The following is a 22,195-nucleotide window of genomic DNA, read 5'->3' on the forward strand; positions in this document are numbered from 1 at the left end:
TAAAATAATTAAAGCGGGTTAACCGAATAAGTATAATCCGCAATTTATTAAAAAAGATTTTAATAGGAGGTATTTGTGCGGAAGGAAATGTGCAAGAAGCAAAGCGCGGAGCGCATAACGTTTGGTTTTGATAAAAATCGTGATTGAATTTATGCCATAATTAGAGGTTTGTCAGCCCGAGCGGAGTCGAAGATTTAACCACAAATGGGTTGCATTGCTAGGCGATGAGCTAAGTTTACGATGGTTCGTGAAGACACGTAAATGTTTTTGTCATTCTGAACGCAGTGAAGAATCTTTTAGAATAAATAGTGTTGTTTATTGGTTCCTTTTTGAGACTATTTTGCCTCAAATCCTTTTAATATCGTTTCAATAATACTGTATAAAACTCCCGTGTTCCAATCATCTAAATAACTATATCCTTTATTGATATTTGATGGGTTTTGTTTTGAAAAGATGGCAAAATAAGTGCGGTAATTTTTGGTGCCTACATCAGGCCAAAGCAACGATTTTTCTTCTTCCTTAATAAATTTTGCGGATTTAATTTTGATACCAGATTCGTCGAAAGTCACATTTGCCAAAATGAATGGTGTTTTTTGACTAAACAGTGCTAAATAATGGTCCACTAACCCATCGAAATAGCTTTCCCATAATTGGTTTAATATTTCGGCATATTGATTATACAAATGGACTTTATTGATGCCATAATAAGAACCGAAACTTATTTTGATCATTTCCCCATTGCTGTTCTTAATCAATAATTGATACTTTCTCCCTACGATAAATTCAAATCCTCTAATCCATTTAATACCAAAACGGTATTCTAACGGCTCTTCTTTAGATAAATCAGTTATTGTGGGAACTGATAATTTTTGATTACCAAATAGTATTGATTGTGCCGTAAATGATAAATTTTTAGGCTTTCGATCAAAATAGCTCTGTTTAATTAACCAATTTTTCTGATTGCTATCTGAAGTGATCATGCATTAAATTTATTAATAGTGTAATAGCAAATTTTAGTCTTCTAATTCTGCCTTTTTTTGGTTAAATTTCCTAATAAGAGCTGTTAGCATACCTTTTCCTTTTTCCATACGTCTGATTTTTCCTGTATTTTCATCAATGAAATAGTCGATTACCTGCTGGCTGTACTTTTCCTTTCTGAAGATTTCTATCAGATCTGAAATAAGTGTGGCAGGTGTACCAAAAAGGCCTGGCCTCGACCACCAGCCTAATGCAAGTGTGGTGAGCATACTCTTTAAACGAAAACTTTTTGCGCATGTTGAACATATGATCTGAAGTTTTTGTTCATGATTATACCAAATCAGGTAGGATATTATCGTATTAAAGGTATAGCCATATAATTCGTTTTCATTGTTACAATGGGTACAAACAGAATTCTTGATCTCGTTAATTAAATTCGCCCTTTCGACTCCCTCGTAAAAGTTAGTTTCTTCTTCTACAAATTTGATCAGTTTAGTATCTAAATTCCTTTTTATGATTTCATCGTTCAATAAGGCTACAACTTCTTTTCGTAACCCTTTAGCCCCTGAAATAATTTTTAGAATTGTAGTATCATCATACTTTTCATAGTTTTTGCGGATGTCATCAATAGGAATCATAGCGTTTTATTTTGAGCGTATCAGGAGCGTTAAATTAGTTATGAATTTAATAAAATCTATAAGCCTTACTTTTTTTATCAAAAAAGAACAAACTAAAGCAATTATGATATGCAAGTTTGACTACAAAAACTTTTTCAACCATTCCATAGCTTTTTCATCGTCCGTAAATGATTTCATCGGGATGGGTGGAATTTGAAACTTAAACAGGATCTTCATAATCAATTGGGCTAAACCGGGTTTCGAAACCATCGCCATAGCCGTATAAATTTGAGGAAATTGCTCCGTAGAAAACTTTCGTGTTTCTTTGTTTGGAACAGGAGAGTTTTTTAAGTAAATTAACAGTGGAACTTTCTTATCCCCTGTAATTTTCTTCACCAGTTCAACATTGGCCGCAATATTTTCTACTGTACGTAAAATGCTTTTACTGTAAGAAATGAGTATTCCATCATCTGTTAACAAATAATCGGCAATTTCGCCTTCAATAAGTTGTTTGTCGCTATCGTTTTCCATTCATTATCCCCTTAAATGATAGCCTTTTGGTTTAGTAAAGGCTCTTAATCCCTGATGCGATAATGTAGCCCCAATACCGGAATATTTTCTTCCGCTCCATGGCAGTGCTGCACTCACTCTGTCGCAGCAATTCCAATAACCCGAACCCGCGTCAAGCTGAGATAGTATTTTTTCAGCCCTTGCCTGATCGGCTGTATAAACCGATGCCGTTAAGCCATAGTCTGTATCTTTCATCATATTTAAGGCCTCTGCATCGTCTTTCACCTTCATAATTCCGATAATTGGTCCGAAACTTTCTTCCTGCATCACCATCATATCATTGGTAACATCTGTTAACACTGTTGGTTCAAAATAATAGCCCTTTCCTGCAATGGCCTTTCCGCCAGTTAATAATGTTGCACCTTTACTTAAGGCATCCTTAATTTGCTTTTCCAATACCAAAATCTGCTCTTTCCGTGTTAAGGCACCAATATATACACCATCGGCTGTTGGTTGGCCCATTTTCCAGCGCTTAACTTCGGTAACAAAGGCATTTAAGTAATTTTCATAATTTTTCTCATGCACATAAATGCGCTCAACTGAACAACAACTTTGTCCGTTATTGTAAAAAGCGCCATCGGCCGTACCAACTGCAGCAGAAGCAACATCGTTTACATCTTCGGCAATGTACAACGGATCTTTTCCGCCTAACTCCAATTGACAGGGAACCATTTTTGCCGCTACTTTTTCGTAAATGAATTTTCCCGTTTTGTAAGAACCTGTGAAGAAATAACCATCAAAACCCATTTCTAATAATGCTGCTCCCGTTTCTTTTGCGCCAATAGCGATATGGAAAACATCATCGGGTACCCCTGCTTTTTTTAACTTTTTTTCAATCTCGATCCCGGTTAAAGTGGCATATTCTGAGGGTTTGTACATTACAGCATTGCCACTCAATAAAGCTGGGATAAATACATTTACCCCAACCAGATAAGGGTAATTCCAGGCTGAGATATTACAAACTACACCCAGCGGTTCGTATTTAATGATTTCTTTGAGTCCTGGTTCATCGGTCATTATTTCGTCGGCCAGGTATTTTTCGGCATTGGTCAACATCCATTTAATACGGGCTCTTGCACCATTAATTTCGTTGCGCGATTGTTGGAGTGGCTTGCCTACTTCGCTGGTTAATACCGATGCCAATTCTTCTATGCCAGCCTCCAGTAAATCACTAAACCGAGCAATAACCGAAACCCTTTCGCTAAGGGTTTTGTTGGCCCATTGAGGTTGAGCTTTTTTTAAAGTATCTAATTTAGTTTGGAGCGTAGAGGAGTTATCTTCCGCTAAACTGGTAATAATTTCTTCTGTTGCTGGGTTGATGATCTGCATGTTATTCATTTTCTTACCACAGATTTTCTCAGATGAACACAGATTTTTAAAAAGGGTTTAGGACTAACATCCTAAATTAGCTTAATGATTACAATCTGTATTTATCCTTTTTATCTGTGGTTTATATTTAATTTTATCGCATTAATAAAAGCCTCATGTATGTTTTTGCTAAAGGGGCCTTGCTGGTCTTTTAGGCGTTCGGGATGCCATTGTACAAATAACAGAAAGGATTTTCCTTCGGGTTCTATCCGCTCCATGGCTTCTGTAACGCCATCTGGTGATATTGCGCTCACTACCAAACTTTTCCCTGTTTTATCGGTGCTTTGGTGATGGTTACTGTTCACTAAGCCTTTATCTGTATTCACAATCTGGTTCAGCCACGAGGAAGGATTGACGATGATTTCGTGATATCGGTCTGATTTATCGTGCATTTTTGAATGATCGAATTTTCCCCAGGTTGGGATATCAGGGATTAAAGTTCCGCCAAAAAATACATTACCCACTTGCATGCCCCTACAAATGCCTAAAACAGGGACAGAATTGGCTTCGGTATAGGTTAAAACCTTAAATTCAAACTCGTCACGTTTTTCATCAATATCATCGTCATAACAGTAAGGATAATATTCAGGCTGATTGTAAAAACGGGGATGAACGTCTTCTCCTCCAGTTAAAACGATCCCATCACATTTTCTGATCTCCTCGAAATTGTTGAGTTTGTACCCGAGCTGGATTACCACCACATTTTTGTTATAGGATAACACCCAATCCCGATAGATGTCGAATTTACTACAGTCGGTAACACCAATTATTATTTTATCAGACATATTAATTAATTCCACTGATTTATTTTTTTCCTTTGGGGTGATTACACCGATTTTTAGATTACACTGATTTTAATGGGTTAATAATTCTAAAATCCTATAATCAAGCAATCCTAATCTATAGTGCGGTTAAATACAATTGTTTAAAATCTTCTCTGCTTACCGGTTTAGGATTGTTTGGATGTGCAAAATCTGCAAAGGCTAAATCGGCAAGTGTTTCTATATGTTCATTTTTAACGCCAATATCACTCAATTTATGCGGAATATTCACTTTTGTATTTAAATCGAACAGATATTTTACAACGGCTTCACCATTTTCATCCTTGAGATCCAACGTACGGGCAATTTTTTTAAAACGATCTTCAAAGCCAGCAACATTGAACTGCATGCCATAAGGAATATTCACAGCATTGGCCAATCCGTGATGGGTATCTAACAATGAAGAAAGCGGATGCGCAAGTGAATGCACTACACCCAAACCTTTTTGAAAAGCAATTGCGCCCATCATCGAAGCCATTAACATTTTACTACGGCTTTCTAAATCGGGATTGTTGGTTGCCCGTTCCAAAGAATCTTTGATCAATGAGATTCCTTCTAATGCAATTCCATCACACATGGGGTGGAAGTTCTTGGCCAGATAAGCTTCCATATTATGTGTCAATGCGTCCATACCTGTTGCGGCAGTGATAAAGGGCGGCAAATCCATGGTTAACTCCGGATCTGCAAATACGATCTGCGCCATTAATTTTGGCGAGAATAGGATTTTTTTCTGGTGGGTTTCGTCATCAGCAATAATCGCACTGCGGCCAACCTCACTTCCGGTACCAGATGTGGTTGGGATGGTGATAAAATGCGGAACATCGTTCGTTACGTAAATATCGCCGCCGATTAAATCATCATACTTGAATAAATCATCGCGGTGGTTAACACGGAGTACAATTGCACGGGCAACATCCAAAGCTGCACCACCACCAATACCAACTATACTGTCGCGATTGGTAGCATCCCAAACATCAGTACCTTTGTAAACATCACTTTTTACCGGGTTTTTGTGGATGTCGCTAAAAACCTCGACAGCAATGCCCTTTGCCTTTAAATCTTCAACAATGGTTTTAAAAAAGGGAAGTTGCGCGATGGTGGGATCGGTTACAATTAACGGTGCCTTTATATTGTTCTTGCTTAAGTAGGCGGGCAACTCTTTTACTGCGCCAGCGCCAAAACGGATGGTTGTAGGGAAATTAAACTGATGGATTTTATCAAATATCATGGCAATTAATTTATCTTTTGTTTTACCACCTTAGGTGTCTGAGCGCACCTAAGGGTGAGTTGTTATTTTACTGTTTATTAAACTAACTATATACAGTTAGCTAAGATGTTCTAAGGTGGCTTAGGCGATCAACATTTTAGCCTGTTTTTATTTGTTTTACCACCTTAGGCACCTGAGCTCACCTAAGCTTGGGTGTTAAAATATCAAGATTCCGAATCAAGTTACCAATCACAGATTTTAAAAAACGGTCGTCATTCCCGCGCAGGCGGGAATCTTAATGCAACCTACAAACCCTGCCAAGGCATTAGGATTCAATCAAGTTGGGAATGACGATGCCCCGTATTCTCTCATCTTTAATTATTGTTTTTTTTAAAAATTTGATTTTTCAGCATGAACACTTTAGGCTAAATAATTTCTAAATATCTTTTTAGCTCCCAATCGGTTACTACTTTAGCATATTGCTTGCATTCCCATTCGCGGGTCATGGTAAAATGATCAACGAAATCTCCGCCCAACAATGCTGCGGCCAGATCAGAATTTTTCATCTTTTGCGTTGCTTCAAATAAATTACGCGACAGTGTGCCGTTCGATAAATCGGTATATCCATTTCCTTTGGTGGCCGGTTGTTCGAGTTTCAGCTTATTTTTGACCCCGTACATTCCGGCAGCCAAACAGGCCGAAAGTGCCAGATAAGGGTTGGTATCTGAGCCTACTATCCGGGTTTCTAAACGTGATGCTTTTTTGCTTCCCGGCAGTGCACGTAACGCAGTTGTCCGGTTATCGATTCCCCAGGTTACCGTTGTTGGTGCCCATGCGCCTTCAACTAAACGTTTGTAACTGTTTATGGTAGGGGCAATCATTGGTAAAAGGTATGGAAGGCAGTGCAGCTGACCAGCGATATAACTTTTCATTATCTCGCTCATTTTATCTGCATCCTTTTCATCGTAGAACAAGTTGATCTTCTTGTCCGCATCCCAAAGGCTTTGATGCACATGACCACTACATCCCGGTAAGTTTTCGCTTATTTTGGCCATAAATGTAGCGATGATACCGTGTTTATAGGCAATTTCTTTTACGGCTGTTTTAAATAATATCGCTTGATCGGCAGCTTGTAAAGCTGGAGCATATTTGATGGCCGCTTCGTAAACACCTGGTCCGGTTTCGGTATGCAAACCTTCGATCGGGATATCGAATTTGTTCAGCAGATCGAACAGATCGCTCATAAATTCATTTTTGTAAGTACTCCTTAAAATAGAATAGCCAAACATGCCCGGACTTAAGGGTTTTAAATTGGCAAAACCTTTCTCGTGGAGGGTTTCTGGTGTTTCCGAAAAATTAAACCATTCAAATTCCTGTGCAAAAAGCGGCGAAAATCCTTCACTTTCACATTCGGTAATTACTTTTTTTAACAGTTGTCTTGGACATACAAAATTTGCCTTATCCTGGTCATCAATAAAATCGCCTAAAAAGAAAGGTACGTCATTTTCCCAGGGAATTTTCCGAAAGGTACTCAAGTCGATTTTAACCTGTGCATCGGGATAGCCGGTATGCCAACCTGTATATTTTCCATTTTCATAAGCCACATCACCTGCATCCCAACCAAAGGTAACATCACAGAAACCCAATCGGCCTTCAACCAGAGATGCGAATTTTTCGGCAGCTACATATTTTCCTCTTAAAATACCGTCGATATCGGCAACAGCTAATTTTACTTTTCCAGAGGGATGATTTTTAACGTAATCCAGGATGTCTTTGCTCGTACTCATTAATCTGCCTTTTTAAAAATTTTATATAGAAGAAATATGCCCAAAACGATACCCGAATAAATTAAACCCAATTTAAGATTATAAATCAGCATTGCGATGAAAGAAACGCAGGAAATAATTAAGGCAATAATGGGAAATAACGGATAAATTGGCGTTTTGAAAGGCCGTGCCATTTCTGGTTTGTTTTTCCTAAGTACCATTACCGAAATCATCGAGATGATGTATAAAGTTAATGCGCCAAATACAGAAATGATAATAATTTCGGCAGTTTTACCTGATAAAAGTGCGATGATACCAATCACCATATTGCCAATTAATGCATTTGCGGGTGTTTGGAATTTAGGAGAAATTTTTCCGAGGATAGCTGGAATACTTTTCACGCGGCCCATCTCGTAAGTAGAACGACCAGCTGCTAAAACTAATCCATGAAAGGAGGCTACCAGGCCAAATAACCCAACCGTGATGAGTAAATGATACAATAGGTGGTTATCGCCTGTGATCATCGAAAGGGCGAGTGGCAAAGGCGAATCGGAGGTTTCGCCCGATTTTCCATTTTTATACACAATGGCTTCCCAACCGCCAATGCCAATGGTGGAGATAAAAACAAGCATACATAATACCACCAACGTAAATATGCCCCAGCCAAAACCCTTACTGATATCTCGCTGTGGGTTCTTGGTTTCTTCGGCTACATTTGCAACACCTTCTATACCCAGAAAAAACCAGATGGCAAATGGAATGGCGGCAAAAACACCACTCCAACCATTTGGAAAGTTATTGTGGACCAGGTTTTCTGCATGAAATTTAGGCAATGTAATGCCAGAGAACAATAGCAGTTCGCCAACTGCCAAAACGGTAATAATTACTTCGAACGAAGCCGCAGCTTTTACACCATATATATTTAGAGCAGTAAAGATAAAGTAAACAACAATTGCGCTGGTAAGAATGGGTACCTGAGGGAAAAAGGCATTAAAATAAGCACCAATGGCAAAGGCTATGGCAGGGGGTGCAAATATAAATTCGACCATTTGAGCAATACCCGCAATAAAACCGATGTTTTTGCCGAGTGCTGTATTGGCATAATCGAAAACACCACCAGCCTTTGGTATAGCACAGGCCAGTTCGGCATAGCTAAAGCTAAAGGTAACATACATCACCATAATGGCAACCGTTGCAATGGCCATACCCAGTGTGCCTCCTTTTTCGAGGCCTAAGTTCCAACCGAAATACATTCCCGAAATCACATATCCAACACCAAGTCCCCACAACATAAAAGGGGTAAGTGTTTTTTTTAAGCTATCTTTTTGTTCCATTGGCAGGATGTATAAGATTGAAATAGGTTTATATTATTTGCTCGAAAATGATAAACTATTAGCTTCGGTATCTGATGCTTAAAGTAGTAATTATTTTCTAACATTTAACTAAAGCGGAGAATTGCCACAAGAATTTTATCCCTATTTTTTTTAAAATCCCTTTTAGGCATTTAGCGCTTTTGTTATCTTGCATTACCAAACAATATCTTTATGTACGAAAATGCTCTCCAGCCATCCGAAAATTTCAGGAAAATGGCCCGAAAATCTATTCAAGCCATTTTACTATTTGTATTAACCTATTTCGTATTAGTTTCTGCAGCAGTTGGCTTAACCATGCTTTCTGCATTTGCTGGCTTTATGTTAATTGCAGCCAAACCAATGTTTATTACCATTATGTTGGGCGGCGGCTTAGTATGTTTTGGCCTGTTAATTTTGATTTTCCTGGTGAAATTTATATTTAAGGTTAATAAAATTGACCGTTCTCATTTAACACGGGTTACGCAATCCGAACAGCCTGAGCTTTTTAAAATGATTGATGAGATTGTAGCAGAAGTAGGGACCGATTTTCCAAAAAAGGTTTACTTTTCTTCAGAAGTTAATGCATCTGTGTTTTACGATTCTAGTTTCTGGAGCATGTTTCTTCCGGTAAGAAAAAACCTCCATATTGGTTTAGGCTTAATGAACACCATATCAATTGATGAGCTGAAGGCTATCCTTGCACATGAATTTGGCCATTTCTCTCAAAAAAGTATGCGTACAGGGAGTTATGTTTATAATGTTAATCAAGTTATCTACAATACACTTTATGATAATGAAGGTTATGGTAATTTTGCACAGAAGTTAGCTGGTATAAGTAGCTACTTTGGAATTTTTGTTGCTCTGGCAAATAAAATTATTGGGGGCATCCAGTTTATTCTAAAAAAGATTTATGATGATGTTAATCTGAATCATTTGGCGCTCTCCAGAGAAATGGAGTTTCATGCCGATACAGTGGCAGCAAATGTTGCGGGTTCTGAAGCCTTAATTACCGCGCTTCACCGCCTACAATTGGCCGATTATTCCTTAAATAACGTTTTTGGTTATTATAATGGCAAAATCAAGGATAAGGAAAAAACCAACAACATTTTTCCACAACAGAAATTTGTAATGGATTTTTATGCTGGTCTTCAAGATATAAGAATTGAGAATTATCTTCCGATTGTAACAGAAGAACATTATAGCAAGTTCAATAAAAGTAAACTCGTTCTGAAAGATCAATGGTCTTCGCATCCAAGTACCGCAGATAGGGTAGCACATCTTAAGAAACTAGATTACCCATTGAAGAGCTATGGTTCTGGTATAGCAATAGATTTATTGGTAAATAAGGATATGGTACTTCAACAGGTTACAAAAAAACTCTTCGATGCAATAGACTATGGTGATTCTCCTATAATTTCAGATGCAGACAAGTTTGAAGAAGATTTTTTGGAAGATCAGCGACAGAATGCATTTCATCGCTTATACAATGGCTATTTCGATTTTAGAAATCCGTTAAATGATCTGGAAGTGGTTGCTTTTGAAAAACCGGTCCTATCTTTTCAGCTACGCGCCAATGATTTTTTTAGTGATGAAAATTTAAGTTTGATATATCTTCACGACGGTATCAATGGCGATTTAAATACGATTAAACAGATTGATGACAAGTTTTTTGAGATTAAAACCTTTGATTATGATGGGAAAAGATACACGCAGACAGATTGTTCGGAGCTTATTAAACGCTTAGAAAGCGAATCAGAAGAATTAGACAATCATTTGAAGAAATTAGATATCCAGATATTTGAATATTTTCTAGGGCTTTCCTTCGAGCAGGGTAGAAATGATGAATTTGCTAATTTTTACGGTGATTATAAAGCGATCCATTCACTTTTGGAAAGCCAGAATAGCTGCCACAATAAAATTGTTCAGGTTACTTCCTTTATGCATGAGCGTACTGCTGTTGAAACTATTGAACAGCAGATGTACCTGGTTAAGGATGAAGAAATAATTTTTAAAGAAGAACTTTTAAAGTTACTAACGAACCCTTTATATGCAGAGCAGATAACGGCAGAAGAGAAAGAACAGATCGAAAAATTTATGGCCTCAAATTATAAATATTTTGCAGGAGGCAGCTATTTTGATTTCCAGGTAGACGAACTTTTTGAATCGATCAGGTTATTTGCGAAGATTATTAACGATACAAATTTTAAATCCAAAAAGAAACTTCTTGATTTTTATGCAGAATTAGAAAATATTAATAAGTTGGTTGCTGGTTAATCCGCCTCTTTAGATAAAAAAAAAGCAGGTTTTATGAAATTCCATAAAACCTGCAGTTGGTTTTGATGTTAAGTGTAAAAATATGGAAGCTATTATTCGCTCCCCCGTTTTAGTTCCGCATATCTTTATTCCGAATCACGGTTTTTATTCACGATCTGGCTGTCTCTCGTATTTTTCTGCACTGTAATGGCACCAAATAGGGAGAGTAAAAAGGCAAAGGCATAAAATCCTTTTTCGCTGGGCAGCAAAGTAGCATTCCATAAACCGATTACCAATAAGGTGATGGTTAAGAGCGTAGAAAACCAACTGATACCGTAATAAATTTCAGTAACGGGAATTCCTTCCAATTTATCGCGAACAGCTTTTTGTAAAGAGATTACGGCGAAAAGGCCAAACATCAATACGGTAAAATAATATCCTTTTTCATTAAGAAGCATATCAGAACGCCATAGGCCTACAATAAAGCCGATCATTCCGATACCTAATGCAATCCAGGCAGCTGCCACGAATGCATTCGATGGTTTTTGATTCATTGTTTTGAGATTTAATTTAATTCATTAGACAACGCTAAAGATTGGCAAAAGGTATAAAAATTAAAAGACAGTACCTTAAATTATTTTGGAATACCAGCACCTTGGGTATAAAAAATCAAACAAAATCCCATCTTTGGCATTATAGCTGTATAACCTTATCTTAGTTATATGCTAACATTGCTTACTTCTGCCCAAATGCGTAATGCCGATCAGTTTACGATTGCGAATAAACCAATAGCATCAATCGATCTGATGGAAAAAGCTGCAAGGGCTTTTGTTCAAACTTTTTTAAGAGATGAGTTCGATACGAATAAAAGCGTTGCTATATGCTGTGGGAAGGGAAATAACGGAGGAGATGGATTAGCCATTGCCCATTTGCTTATTGCTAACGGATACGAGAATATAAAAGTTTACATCATCAACTTCATTAAAAAACAAAGCGACGATTTTGCTATCAACCTACAGCGAATTGAAGAAACGAGATGCAAAAAAACGATCGTCAACCAGGTTTCTGACTTAAAGAATCTGAAAGCCGATTTAATTATCGACGCCATTTTAGGCTCTGGTTTAAATAAACCTTTAAGCGGAGAATATGAACAACTGGTTCAGGTCATTAACAAGCTGAATAAAAAAGTGTATGCAGTTGATGTACCCACTGGTTTTTTTGCGGAAGGCAAGTTGCCTAAAGAATACAACGGTATAAAAGCCTATAAAACAATTTGTTTTCAAAGGCCGAAGATTAACTTTTTCTTTCCCGAGTCGGCCATGGCGACTGAAAAATATGAGGTGGTTGATATTGATCTGGATGAGGCTTTTATCCAAAAACAAGAAGCTGATTTCTATTTGATGGAAGAAAGTGATATTGAAAAGATCCTTCAGCCCCGAAAATTGTTCAGCCATAAAGGTACTTACGGCCACGCATTGATTATCGCGGGAAATACCAATACCATGGGTGCGGCTTTATTGTCTTCGATGGCCTGTTTACACACAGGGGCGGGATTAACCACAGTCTGTATCCCGCAAAGTGGATTAATCGCCTTAAATACAACCTTACCAGAAGTAATGGCGCTACCAAGAGACGAATACACGCGGATAGAGAACCCCAAAAAATATCAGGCAATTGCTATTGGTCCGGGTTTAGGTACAGAGGCTGAGAATGAAAAACTGCTCGAAAGCTTGATCATGGCCAACCAAGCAATGGTTATTGATGCCGATGCTTTAAATATTCTGGGCAAAAGGCCCGATCTAATCGATAAACTTGCCACAAATATCATTCTTACCCCACACATGAAAGAGTTCGATCGGTTATTCGGCGAACATGATAATTGGTGGGACAGGGTGCAAAAGGCTATAGAACAGGCCAGACAACGGAAGATCGTTATCGTGCTTAAAAACCAGTATACTTTTATCTGCCTGCCTACAGGTAAGGTACTCATCAATCCTACAGGCAATGCGGCAATGGCGCAAGGGGGAATGGGCGATATTCTTACCGGTATTATTGCAGGCTTTATAGCACAGCAATATACCGCAACAGATGCCGCTATTTTAGCTTGTTATATTCATGGAAAAGCAGGCGATGCTTTAGCGCACGAACACTTTGTGGCTACCGCCTCTCAGGTTGCAGCCAGGGTGTCTAAAGAAATTAAAGTGCTCATATCCAATTAGTTTGTTGGTTGTGTGCAGTTAGCCACAATTGTGGAGAAAAATCGACATTAATCTACTATACTTCTAGTTTATAATTTATAGTTTAAGGGAATATTTAAAATAACAGATATCTTAAAAACGGAAAACAAATTATTATGGCACAAAAAGAGTACACGCTGAATGAATTAATTCAGGAATCGGCAGAGAATCCAAATGAAAACGATTTTTTCGAATTAGAGAAACCTGCCATGCTGGAGGTAAATCTAAAAAATCAAAAAATATTGGCAAAAGCAGGTTCGATGGTTGCTTACATTGGAAATATCGATTTTAAAAGAGAAGGACTATTGAGCAAAGGTTTGGGTGGTTTGTTAAAGAAAGCCATATCTGGCGAAGGTACTTCGCTGATGCACGCCACTGGAACAGGTAAACTATATTTGGCGGATGAGGGCAAGAAAGTAAAGATCATCAAACTCCAAAACGAAGCGGTTTTTGTAAACGGTAATGATGTATTGGCTTTAGAAGACAATATTAAAAACGAAATAAAAATGCTAAAAAGCATTGCAGGCATGATGAGCGGTGGTTTATTTCAGGTTAAATTATCGGGCAGTGGCTATATTGCCATTACCACACATGGCGAACCTATTTTATTAAGGGTTACCGGCAATCAGCCTGTGTACACTGATCCTAATGCTACAGTAGCCTGGTCTGAAAACTTAACGCCAAACATTAAAACCAATTTAACTTTCGGGTCTTTTATCGGAAGAGGAAGTGGCGAATCTTTCCAATTAGAATTTTTTGGCGAGGGATGGGTTTTGGTACAGCCTTACGAAGAGGTGAAATACGCGGCCAAGTCTTAATAGTGGCATCGTCATCTCGACCGCAGCGGAGAGATCTTTATGACAAGGTCTCTCTGCATGTGTTAATCAGGTATTGCGCTTCTTTCAGCAGAAATATTTATCCACTTTTTTGAAAAACACATGCAGGAGCATTTAGGCAACGATAGTCCTGCCATTCGCTTTACCGCTCTGCGTTCGGTGTTCGCTGCTGTCCAGGTTTAGGCGGCGCGGCCATTCATCCTATTTAGGGCTGCAGGGCGCAAAACCATTGCCTACAAAGGGCAGTCGAAAGGTCAAAACCCACAGCCCCATTGTTCCTAAACCCGGTAGTAACGGAAATCCTTTTTATTGTTTAAAATGGATTAGACTAGACGTATTGCCTGACGTATTGAATTTGCAATAAAAAGATTGGAGTGTATAACGGGACTGCAGCACCTACGGAGTTGGAACTGTTCGTTTTCTAATATAAACATCAACGAGAAATTAATGTTATAAAAACAAAAAATCCCAGCACTTCTCAATATCGGGATTTTAATATAATTGATTAAATTATTTCTATTTAAACACCGCCCATTACGGTTAATTTATCCATTGTTGGATTTACACTTCCGCCCATAGGCTCTATAGTTACGGCAAAAGCCTGTGCTTCTTGAATGGTCTGCATTTTTACCAATGCCTCGTTATTAGTTGAATCCGTTTTGCCGAATACGCCTAAACTTATCGGTTTGCCGTTTACCAAAGCCCATAACTGATATTGATGTGCTGCATCGGTTTTTGGTAAATCCATTGCTACATAGTTGATCAGCACACTTTTATCTTTTTTGTTCCAATAAACTTTCATTTTAGCGCTCGGGCTAAAAGCCTGACCAGCCATTCTGATGGTTGCCCATTCTTTGCTGTCGGCCATGGCTGCCATATTATCCAAACCCTGGTTTTCGAACGCTAATTTGCTTACTAAGCCAGCAAATTTTTGTTTATCCAGGTTCAAACTCGCAATTTGGTCGTGTGCAGCATTTAGCTTGTTATAGGTAATAAACAATGCCGCTGTACTTACTACCAATAAAGCTATACAAGCAACTAAGGCATAACGCAAAGTTCTTACTTTGGCATCATTTCCATCTAAACGTATAATTCTTGGTTCTTCTGTATAAATTGGTTCGGGTTGAACATTCACATGCTCTTCAACTTCACTTAAGCCCAACTTTTCGAATAATCTTGTTTCTACATCTGCAGATGGCTCTACAGCATTTTGCATAGCATATTGCTCCATAGCTTGCTCAATAGCAGCTATTTCATCTCTTACCTCAGGGTGTTGAGATGCCATTTCCTCAACCTGCAACGCTTCTTCAGGTGATAAATCACCTAAAACGTACAGCTCAAGTACTCCAGATTCGATATATGCTTTTAAATTTTCCACGCTCAATTAAAATTCCTTCTCAATTCAATAATAGCCAACCGGATCCGGGTTTTCACCGTACCTAATGGCAGATCTAACTTTTCTGCGGCTTCCACATGGGTAAAACCCTTGTAATAAACTAAATCAAGAACTGCCTGTAAATCCGGTTTAAGGTTCTCTACAAGTTGCTTAACTCCAAGAATATCAGGATTGAAGGTTACCTTGTTTTGTTCATCAACGAAACTTACGTTATTTTCTATATCTTGGTTTTTGAGTGAATTCTTAAAGTCTTTAGAACGTAGTTTGTCGATTGATAAATTGCGGGCAATGTTCATCATCCACGTAAACAAACGTCCTTTGGTATTGTCATAGTGTGCAGCAGATTGCCAGATTTTTACAAAAGTTTCTTGTAGTACATCTTCAGCAAGCTCTGTATGGGTGATAATGCGCGAAATAACGCCATAAAGCGCTGACGAATACATGCTGTACAGTGTTTTTAGAACCGCGGGATCTTTCGACTGCAGTGCTTGAACAAGTTCAGGCTCAGTTAGGGTTAGTTTTTTTAATGCGGTCACTATTGGTTACTAAGATACAATACACAACAGTAAAAGCAAAAAAATGTTTTAGAAAGGTACTCCAGGAAGGAGTGCAACTTTTAAAGCGTTGTTAAACCTGCGTTGCCAGTAAATTAAGCAATCCCCTCAATTGGAAAAAGGTGTTTTTCTGCATGATAAGATGAACGTACCAACGGGCCACTTTCTACATACTTTAAACCTTTTGCTAAACCAGCTTCTTTATACATCGCAAAAGTATCCGGATGGATCCAGTCTACAACAGGGTGGTGATTACGGGTAGGTTGTAAGTATTGCCCTAAGGTTAAGATATGCACACCATTTGCAACTAAATCGTCCATGGCTTCGAAAATATCTTCTTCGGTTTCGCCTAAGCCGAGCATAATACCTGTTTTTGTTCTTAAACCAAATTCAGAAATTCTTTTTAAAGCCTCTAAACTTCTGTCGTATTTAGCCTGGATCCGCACTTGTTTGGTTAAACGCTTAACCGTTTCCATATTGTGCGAAACCACTTCTGGTCTTTCTTCCAATACGCGGTATAAATTATCCCACTGGCCTTTAAAATCGGGGATTAAGGTTTCTAAAGTAGTAATTGGACTTTCTCTGCGGATAGCCTGTAAGGTTTCTGCCCAGATGATTGAGCCGCCATCTTTTAAATCATCGCGATCTACCGAAGTAATTACACAATGTTTAACGCCCATTAATCTTACCGAATCGGCAATGCGGTTAGGCTCGTCAACATCAACTGCTAAAGGGCGGCCTGTGGCTACAGCACAGAAAGAACAGCTACGGGTACAGATATTACCCAAAATCATGAAGGTTGCCGTGCCTGCACCCCAACATTCGCCCATATTAGGACAATTGCCGCTTTCGCAGATGGTATGGAGCTTGTGCGTGTCTACTAAACTGCGAACTTGTGCATATTCTTTACCAACGGGTAATTTTACACGTAACCAATCTGGTTTACGTTTTACTTCAGTTACAGCAGGTACTACCGGTAAATCAATCATGGTACAAAGTTAATGAATAGGATTGAAATGTTACAATGCAGAAATGTTTGAAGGTTGTAATAATTGGGGTGATTGTTAATTGCGGGTTGGCTAACTTGCGAAGTCTGGCCGGGCAGAGCCGGAGCTAGACTTCGCAAGTTTAGCAAAGACCTGCCCGTGGTTGTCAGATATTTCTATCTGACACTAATAAAAAAATTAAGCCAGATCCATTTCGAATACAATTTGCTGCTTATTTTGTTTAAAGCCAATATGCTCGTAAAATTTATGGCTTTCGATCCGTTTGGTATTACATCTTACCCTTAGTTTTTTTAGCTGATGCTTTTTTGCCCAAAGGTTTACGTGTTCAATTAACTGTTTTCCGATTTTTAGGTTGCGGTAAGTTTCATCTACAATTAACCCCCCAATTTCGACAAATGGATCGGATTCTACTCTTAAGGTGTAAAAACCGTGGATCCAACCTACTACTTTGTCGTCGATTATAGCAACAAATGCACAGTTTGTGCTGCTGTTATTAATAATGAGATTGATCCTGGCTGATGTTTGCTTGATGTTACTCTCGTAACCCAGTTGTGTAGCAAGTTTGGCTACGCCCTCAGCATCTTTTTCTGAAATTTCTCTGATCTGGACCATTTACTGATGTTTGATAGGTATCTAAATTAAAGATTAAATTTTGTTTTTACACCCTGCGCTGACCTAACTTGCGAAGCCCGTCCGAGCTCTTGGCCTTGTGAGACTTCGCAAGTTTAGAAAGAGCCAAAAGCCACTAAACTAAACAATCTAAACCCTATTGAAGCGGCAGCCTGAGCCCCTTTGGCGAAGCTACAGCGGAAAGAGGGGCTGCTTTTACCGATGAGCAGTAGCGTACCTTTTCATATCTATGCAGAAAACAACGCTATACCTTTAAAGGCTTAATTTTGATTTACAGTCAGATGGTAACATCTGACAGCACGGATGATTATTTTAACTGAAATAAATAAAACACCCCGTCCTGCGGACACCCCTCTGAAAGAGGGGATTGATATGTCGCAAAGTGAATGAGTAGTTACCTTACAAATGTTAAAGAAAAATCATAAGCGGGGCAACAGGCAACATTCCATCATTAAATCATTTTAACTTTCTAACTTAATATTACATTTGCAATATGAATACTGGCTTACAGCTTTATAATACGCTTTCGCGCAAAAAAGAACTTTTTCAACCCTTAAATGCACCCAGTGTTGGGATGTACGTTTGCGGCCCTACTGTTTATAGTGATGTGCACTTGGGTAATTGCCGCACATTTATTTCTTTCGATTTAATTTTCAGGTACCTTAAATATGCTGGTTATAAGGTACGTTATGTACGTAATATTACCGATGCGGGTCACTTAGAGGGCGATAGAGACGAGGGTGATGATAAGTTTGCAAAACGTGCAAAATTAGAGCAGCTTGAGCCAATGGAAATTGTGCAGAAGTACACTTTGGGTTTCCATGATGTATTGCGCATGTTTAATACTTTACCACCAAGTATAGAGCCTACTGCTACTGGTCATATTATCGAACAGATCGAAATGATTAAGGTAATTATAGCCAACGGTTATGGTTATGAAGTTGATGGCAACGTATATTTTGATGTAGAAAAATATAGTAAAGAATATAATTATACGATTTTAACGAACCGCAATCTGGAAGATATGCTTAACAATACCCGCGAATTGGGTGGACAGGATGAGAAACGCGGAAGGTTGGATTTTGCCCTTTGGATAAAAGCGAAACCAGAAACCCTGATGCAATGGCAATCGCCATGGGGCATGGGTTTTCCGGGCTGGCATATCGAATGTTCGGCCATGAGTGCTAAATATTTGGGTGCCGAATTTGATATTCATGGTGGTGGAATGGATTTAGCGGCGACGCACCATACCAATGAAATTGCACAATCTGAAGCTTGCAGCCATAAACAGCCTGCCCGCTATTGGATGCACACCAATATGCTTACAGTAAATGGCACGCGGATGTCTAAATCAGCCGGAAATGGTTTTCTCCCTTTAGAGTTATTTACTGGCGATCACCCTTTATTGAAAAAAGGCTTTAGCCCGATGACGGTTAAATTTTTTATGTTGCAGGCACACTATCGCAGTACATTAGATTTCTCGAATGATGCTTTGGATGCTTCAGAAAAAGGATTCCGTCGCTTAATGGCTGCCATTGGTTTGTTAGATAAATTAACGGTTTCTGAACAGAATGATTTCGATATCGATGCATTGAAAGAAAAATGCATCCATGCGATGAATGACGATTTTAACAGTCCGATCCTGATTGCCGAACTATTTGAAGCGGTAAGGATTATCAATACCGTTTACGATGGTAAGGGAAAAATCTCTGCAGAAGCTTTAGAAAAGTTAAAGCAACTGGTTAGCGATTTTGTATTCGATATTTTAGGACTGAAAGATGAGGATGCTGGAGGTAACGACTTAAATGGCGTTTTGGATATGGTGATTAACTTAAGGACTGAGGCAAAAGCTAATAAAGATTATGCCACTTCTGACCGTATCCGTATTGGCTTACAGGAATTGGGGATCCAGCTTAAAGATGGCAAAGAAGGAACGACTTGGAGTAAGACTTAGTTGTCTTTATCGAGAAATCAAGTCCCCCTTTGAAGGGGGCAGGGGGATGAACAAATAATACCAGCGATGAAATAATAGATGTTTTAACCGATGGATAACAACCACTATAATTCTAAATTAAAATTTTTTGCTAGAGGCCATCGAAATGATAGTACAAAAGCAGAGATAAGAATGTGGTGTGAATTGTTGAGGAATAAAAAAATGCTGGGATATTCTTTCTTAAGACAGCGACCGATCGCGAATTATATTGCGGATTTTTTCTCAAAGGATTTAAAGTTGGTTATCGAGGTTGATGGCCTTAGTCATGAGTGGGAGGGACAATTTGAAAAAGACAAAGCACGCGAAGATATTTTAAAAGTATTGGGTTTTCATGTTCTGAGGTTTAGCGATGATGAGGTAATGACCGATATCGAGAATGTAGATAGGACAATTCAACATTTCATAGCAGAGTGGGAGAAAGATCATCCGAGATCCTGTTGAAGAAACAAGTTTTCCCCAGGTCATCCCCTGCCCCTTCGGAAGGGGGATGAATTAATCGTGGAAAATAAATCCTATGCATTTTGAATTTATCAAGGAGTCTGTCCCCCTTTGAAGGGGGCAGGGGGATGAAGATGAACGACTAAATCCAACACATTACACTACTTTAAACAATTTTCCGTTACATTAAACAATGAATAAAAAACTTTTAATACTGCCTTTATTCGCTTTAATTGCACTTCAGGCTTGTCGGAATAAAACAAACCAAAATGCTGATGAAAATGGGGAAAAGGCACTGCCTTTAGTTTCTCCGGATTTTAATGCTGATAGTGCTTATGCCTATACCAAGGCTCAGGTAGATTTTGGACCACGGATTCCTGGAACAGCAGCGCACCAAAAATGTGTCGATTATTTAGTAGCTAAACTCAAATCGTTCGGTGTCGATGTAGCTGTTCAGGGCGAGAAAACACAAACTTATGATGGGAAAAGCTTTCAGCTGAAAAATATTGCTGCGGCTTTTAATCCGGATAAAACGAACAGGGTTTTAATTACGGCACACTGGGATGCCCGGGCGTTTTCTGATCAGGATACCGACCCTGCAAATCATGCGAAACCTTTTGATGCGGCAAATGATGGTGCGAGTGGGGTGGCGGTAATTTTGGAAATGGCACGTCAGATTCAACAGAAACAGCCAGAAGTTGGAGTCGATTTTGTATTGTGGGATTTAGAAGATTATGGCAAGGCCAATGATGAAACACCCGATGAAACTACATGGTGTTTAGGCTCTCAATACTGGGCTAAAAAAGCAATCACGACAGGATATAAAGCTTTGTACGGCATTAATCTTGATATGGTTGGTGGCGGTAGCGCGCAGTTTACACAGGATGAAATCTCCCGTCAGGCTGCTCCAAACGTAGTAAACAAGGTTTGGGAAATTGGTAATGAAATTGGTTATGCTTCTTACTTTACGAAAATTCCGAGCGGAAAATTGGTTGATGATCATTTTTGGATGAACAAAGCAGGTGTTCCTTCTATCGATATTATCCATTACAACGATAACAGTGGTTTTTATATCAATTGGCACACGCAATTGGATAACTTGGCCAATATTGATAAAAATACATTGAAGGCCGCAGGGCAAACTGTTTTAGAAACCATTTATAGAGAAAAATAAGTAGCCTTAATGTGTAATTGTTAATTACTTTTAAGGCCATACATTAAAGAAAATTTTATATTCGCCAAACAATATTATCTTAATTAATAATGAAACAATTATTTTCAACTGCAATAGCTTCGCTTTTAGCCCTAGGTGCTTTTGCCCAAAAAAGCGACGGAACAACCAAATCTTTAGTAAATGCTGAGAAGGATTTTGCTAAGTCAATTGCCAAAAATGGAGATAAAGAAGCTTTTATAGACTATTCATCAACGAGCACTTTAGTGTTCAGACCAAATCCGGTTAATGCCAAAACTTTTTATGCGGGTAAAGCAAATGCTGAAAACGATGTGACCTGGACCCCAAACCTGGCGAAAGTATCGCGTAGTGGCGATTTAGGTTTCACTACTGGCCCATATGAAGTTGGTACTTCGGAGAAAAAATACGGGCAATACTTATCGATCTGGAAACCAGAAAATGGCAGATGGAAATTGGCTATTGATTTAGGAACGGAAAGCAATAAACCTTTGGCCAAAGTTACGCCACAGTTTATTGAACCTAAAGATCATGTTGCACCAAAGTTCTTAAACGAAAAAGAAATTAAGGCTGGGAAAGAAATTATCTTAACCACCGAGAAAACTTTAAATACTTTGTTAAAAACGCATGGAATTGCGGCATTTGGAGGTTTTTTAACCAGCGATGCACGTTTGCTTTTCCCAGGTAACGAAGCCATTGACGGAAAAGGGAAAATTATTGCTTTTTACAACGGAATGATTAGCAAAATTAACTTGAAAACAACAGGTGTAGATAAAGCAATCGGTAGCGATTTGGCTTATACCTATGGTGTGGCTACTATTGATTACAAGGCCGATTTACGCGAAAGTTTTAATTATGTTTTCGTTTATGAAAAGGGAGCTGACGCAAGCTGGAACTTAATTGTACAGGCATTTGTACCAGCAGAAAGATAAATAACAGATGTGAATTAAAGAGGGCTATCCATAAAAAGAAGCCCTTTTTTT

At 38.7% G+C, this 22,195-nt stretch carries 20 protein-coding genes; 7 read left to right on the plus strand and 13 right to left on the minus strand.

Features of this window, described 5'->3' with window-relative positions:
• Positions 1–335 precede the first annotated feature (335 nt).
• From J7E57_RS03915 to eat, 8 genes are all read right to left on the minus strand, one after another.
• A complete protein-coding gene (locus tag J7E57_RS03915) occupies positions 336–980 on the minus strand; it encodes a hypothetical protein (protein WP_215125293.1) in 645 nt (214 codons plus the stop codon).
• A 33-nt stretch (positions 981–1,013) separates the two neighbouring features.
• Positions 1,014–1,616 (minus strand): hypothetical protein, encoded by a 603-nt coding sequence (locus J7E57_RS03920; RefSeq protein ID WP_215125294.1) that lies wholly within the window; start codon positions 1,614–1,616, stop codon positions 1,014–1,016.
• Positions 1,617–1,736: 120 nt separating this feature from the next.
• Positions 1,737–2,126 (minus strand): STAS/SEC14 domain-containing protein, encoded by a 390-nt coding sequence (locus tag J7E57_RS03925; protein WP_215125295.1) that lies wholly within the window; start codon positions 2,124–2,126, stop codon positions 1,737–1,739.
• 3 nt (positions 2,127–2,129) lie between these two features.
• Complete coding sequence (locus J7E57_RS03930) at positions 2,130–3,494, minus strand: aldehyde dehydrogenase family protein (RefSeq protein ID WP_215125296.1); 1,365 nt, start codon at positions 3,492–3,494, stop codon at positions 2,130–2,132.
• A gap of 110 nt (positions 3,495–3,604) precedes the next feature.
• Positions 3,605–4,318 carry a gamma-glutamyl-gamma-aminobutyrate hydrolase family protein gene (locus tag J7E57_RS03935; protein WP_215125297.1) on the minus strand — a complete coding sequence of 238 codons (714 nt, stop codon included), beginning with the start codon at positions 4,316–4,318 and terminating at the stop codon, positions 3,605–3,607.
• A gap of 115 nt (positions 4,319–4,433) precedes the next feature.
• Positions 4,434–5,582, minus strand: a complete 1,149-nt coding sequence (locus tag J7E57_RS03940) for an iron-containing alcohol dehydrogenase (protein WP_215125298.1) — start codon at positions 5,580–5,582, stop codon at positions 4,434–4,436.
• A gap of 404 nt (positions 5,583–5,986) precedes the next feature.
• Positions 5,987–7,348, minus strand: coding sequence for a glutamine synthetase family protein (locus J7E57_RS03945; protein ID WP_215125299.1), 1,362 nt, complete (start codon positions 7,346–7,348; stop codon positions 5,987–5,989).
• Positions 7,348–8,661, minus strand: a complete 1,314-nt coding sequence (gene eat, locus J7E57_RS03950) for an ethanolamine permease (protein WP_215125300.1) — start codon at positions 8,659–8,661, stop codon at positions 7,348–7,350. Before eat ends, J7E57_RS03945 begins: the two co-directional genes overlap by 1 nt.
• Positions 8,662–8,871: 210 nt before the next feature.
• Here eat and J7E57_RS03955 point away from each other — a divergent pair, with 210 nt between their 5' ends.
• Positions 8,872–10,953, plus strand: a complete 2,082-nt coding sequence (locus tag J7E57_RS03955; protein WP_215125301.1) for a M48 family metalloprotease — start codon at positions 8,872–8,874, stop codon at positions 10,951–10,953.
• 125 nt (positions 10,954–11,078) lie between these two features.
• Here J7E57_RS03955 and yiaA read toward each other — a convergent pair whose 3' ends face one another.
• Positions 11,079–11,486, minus strand: coding sequence for an inner membrane protein YiaA (yiaA, locus tag J7E57_RS03960; RefSeq protein WP_029278495.1), 408 nt, complete (start codon positions 11,484–11,486; stop codon positions 11,079–11,081).
• Positions 11,487–11,654: 168 nt separating this feature from the next.
• On the opposite strand from yiaA, the gene J7E57_RS03965 reads away from it, so the two are divergent.
• Both J7E57_RS03965 and J7E57_RS03970 read left to right on the plus strand, forming a co-directional pair.
• Positions 11,655–13,151 (plus strand): NAD(P)H-hydrate dehydratase, encoded by a 1,497-nt coding sequence (locus J7E57_RS03965; RefSeq protein ID WP_251029787.1) that lies wholly within the window; start codon positions 11,655–11,657, stop codon positions 13,149–13,151.
• Between the two features lie 134 nt (positions 13,152–13,285).
• Positions 13,286–13,987: an AIM24 family protein gene (locus tag J7E57_RS03970; protein ID WP_215125302.1), complete on the plus strand. Its 702-nt coding sequence runs from the start codon at positions 13,286–13,288 to the stop codon at positions 13,985–13,987.
• 538 nt (positions 13,988–14,525) lie between these two features.
• Here J7E57_RS03970 and J7E57_RS03975 read toward each other — a convergent pair.
• The 4 genes from J7E57_RS03975 to J7E57_RS03990 all read right to left on the minus strand — a co-directional run bounded on the left by J7E57_RS03975 (position 14,526) and on the right by J7E57_RS03990 (position 17,574).
• Positions 14,526–15,383, minus strand: coding sequence for an anti-sigma factor domain-containing protein (locus J7E57_RS03975; RefSeq protein WP_215125303.1), 858 nt, complete (start codon positions 15,381–15,383; stop codon positions 14,526–14,528).
• 2 nt (positions 15,384–15,385) lie between these two features.
• Complete coding sequence (locus J7E57_RS03980) at positions 15,386–15,937, minus strand: RNA polymerase sigma factor (RefSeq protein WP_131027860.1); 552 nt, start codon at positions 15,935–15,937, stop codon at positions 15,386–15,388.
• Between the two features lie 113 nt (positions 15,938–16,050).
• A complete protein-coding gene (gene lipA, locus J7E57_RS03985) occupies positions 16,051–16,944 on the minus strand; it encodes a lipoyl synthase (protein ID WP_029278501.1) in 894 nt (297 codons plus the stop codon).
• 195 nt (positions 16,945–17,139) lie between these two features.
• A complete protein-coding gene (locus tag J7E57_RS03990) occupies positions 17,140–17,574 on the minus strand; it encodes a GNAT family N-acetyltransferase (protein WP_215125304.1) in 435 nt (144 codons plus the stop codon).
• 511 nt (positions 17,575–18,085) lie between these two features.
• Here J7E57_RS03990 and cysS point away from each other — a divergent pair.
• The 4 genes from cysS (at position 18,086) to J7E57_RS04010 (ending at position 22,144) form a co-directional block, all read left to right on the plus strand.
• Complete coding sequence (cysS, locus tag J7E57_RS03995; protein ID WP_215125305.1) at positions 18,086–19,546, plus strand: cysteine--tRNA ligase; 1,461 nt, start codon at positions 18,086–18,088, stop codon at positions 19,544–19,546.
• A 90-nt stretch (positions 19,547–19,636) separates the two neighbouring features.
• Complete coding sequence (locus J7E57_RS04000; RefSeq protein WP_215125306.1) at positions 19,637–20,026, plus strand: endonuclease domain-containing protein; 390 nt, start codon at positions 19,637–19,639, stop codon at positions 20,024–20,026.
• A gap of 190 nt (positions 20,027–20,216) precedes the next feature.
• The gene (locus J7E57_RS04005; RefSeq protein ID WP_215125307.1) at positions 20,217–21,197 is read left to right on the plus strand and encodes a M28 family peptidase; all 981 of its coding nucleotides are present in this window, start codon (positions 20,217–20,219) and stop codon (positions 21,195–21,197) included.
• An 89-nt stretch (positions 21,198–21,286) separates the two neighbouring features.
• Positions 21,287–22,144, plus strand: a complete 858-nt coding sequence (locus J7E57_RS04010; RefSeq protein ID WP_215125308.1) for a nuclear transport factor 2 family protein — start codon at positions 21,287–21,289, stop codon at positions 22,142–22,144.
• The last annotated feature ends 51 nt before the right edge of the window (positions 22,145–22,195 follow it).

The sequence above is a fragment of the Pedobacter sp. ISL-64 genome, assembly GCF_018613605.1.
Classification (GTDB): Bacteria; Bacteroidota; Bacteroidia; order Sphingobacteriales; family Sphingobacteriaceae; genus Pedobacter.

What these genes read in the sequence shown, in the direction of transcription:
- J7E57_RS03915 (WP_215125293.1), bottom strand. Translation starts at nt 980, where the DNA reads ATGATCACTTCAGATAGCAATCAGAAAAATTGGTTAATTAAACAGAGC.
- J7E57_RS03920 (WP_215125294.1), bottom strand. Translation starts at nt 1,616, where the DNA reads ATGATTCCTATTGATGACATCCGCAAAAACTATGAAAAGTATGATGAT.
- J7E57_RS03925 (WP_215125295.1), bottom strand. Translation starts at nt 2,126, where the DNA reads ATGGAAAACGATAGCGACAAACAACTTATTGAAGGCGAAATTGCCGAT.
- J7E57_RS03930 (WP_215125296.1), bottom strand. Translation starts at nt 3,494, where the DNA reads ATGCAGATCATCAACCCAGCAACAGAAGAAATTATTACCAGTTTAGCG.
- J7E57_RS03935 (WP_215125297.1), bottom strand. Translation starts at nt 4,318, where the DNA reads ATGTCTGATAAAATAATAATTGGTGTTACCGACTGTAGTAAATTCGAC.
- J7E57_RS03940 (WP_215125298.1), bottom strand. Translation starts at nt 5,582, where the DNA reads ATGATATTTGATAAAATCCATCAGTTTAATTTCCCTACAACCATCCGT.
- J7E57_RS03945 (WP_215125299.1), bottom strand. Translation starts at nt 7,348, where the DNA reads ATGAGTACGAGCAAAGACATCCTGGATTACGTTAAAAATCATCCCTCT.
- eat (WP_215125300.1), bottom strand. Translation starts at nt 8,661, where the DNA reads ATGGAACAAAAAGATAGCTTAAAAAAAACACTTACCCCTTTTATGTTG.
- J7E57_RS03955 (WP_215125301.1), top strand. Translation starts at nt 8,872, where the DNA reads ATGTACGAAAATGCTCTCCAGCCATCCGAAAATTTCAGGAAAATGGCC.
- yiaA (WP_029278495.1), bottom strand. Translation starts at nt 11,486, where the DNA reads ATGAATCAAAAACCATCGAATGCATTCGTGGCAGCTGCCTGGATTGCA.
- J7E57_RS03965 (WP_251029787.1), top strand. Translation starts at nt 11,655, where the DNA reads ATGCTAACATTGCTTACTTCTGCCCAAATGCGTAATGCCGATCAGTTT.
- J7E57_RS03970 (WP_215125302.1), top strand. Translation starts at nt 13,286, where the DNA reads ATGGCACAAAAAGAGTACACGCTGAATGAATTAATTCAGGAATCGGCA.
- lipA (WP_029278501.1), bottom strand. Translation starts at nt 16,944, where the DNA reads ATGATTGATTTACCGGTAGTACCTGCTGTAACTGAAGTAAAACGTAAA.
- J7E57_RS03990 (WP_215125304.1), bottom strand. Translation starts at nt 17,574, where the DNA reads ATGGTCCAGATCAGAGAAATTTCAGAAAAAGATGCTGAGGGCGTAGCC.
- cysS (WP_215125305.1), top strand. Translation starts at nt 18,086, where the DNA reads ATGAATACTGGCTTACAGCTTTATAATACGCTTTCGCGCAAAAAAGAA.
- J7E57_RS04000 (WP_215125306.1), top strand. Translation starts at nt 19,637, where the DNA reads ATGGATAACAACCACTATAATTCTAAATTAAAATTTTTTGCTAGAGGC.
- J7E57_RS04005 (WP_215125307.1), top strand. Translation starts at nt 20,217, where the DNA reads ATGAATAAAAAACTTTTAATACTGCCTTTATTCGCTTTAATTGCACTT.
- J7E57_RS04010 (WP_215125308.1), top strand. Translation starts at nt 21,287, where the DNA reads ATGAAACAATTATTTTCAACTGCAATAGCTTCGCTTTTAGCCCTAGGT.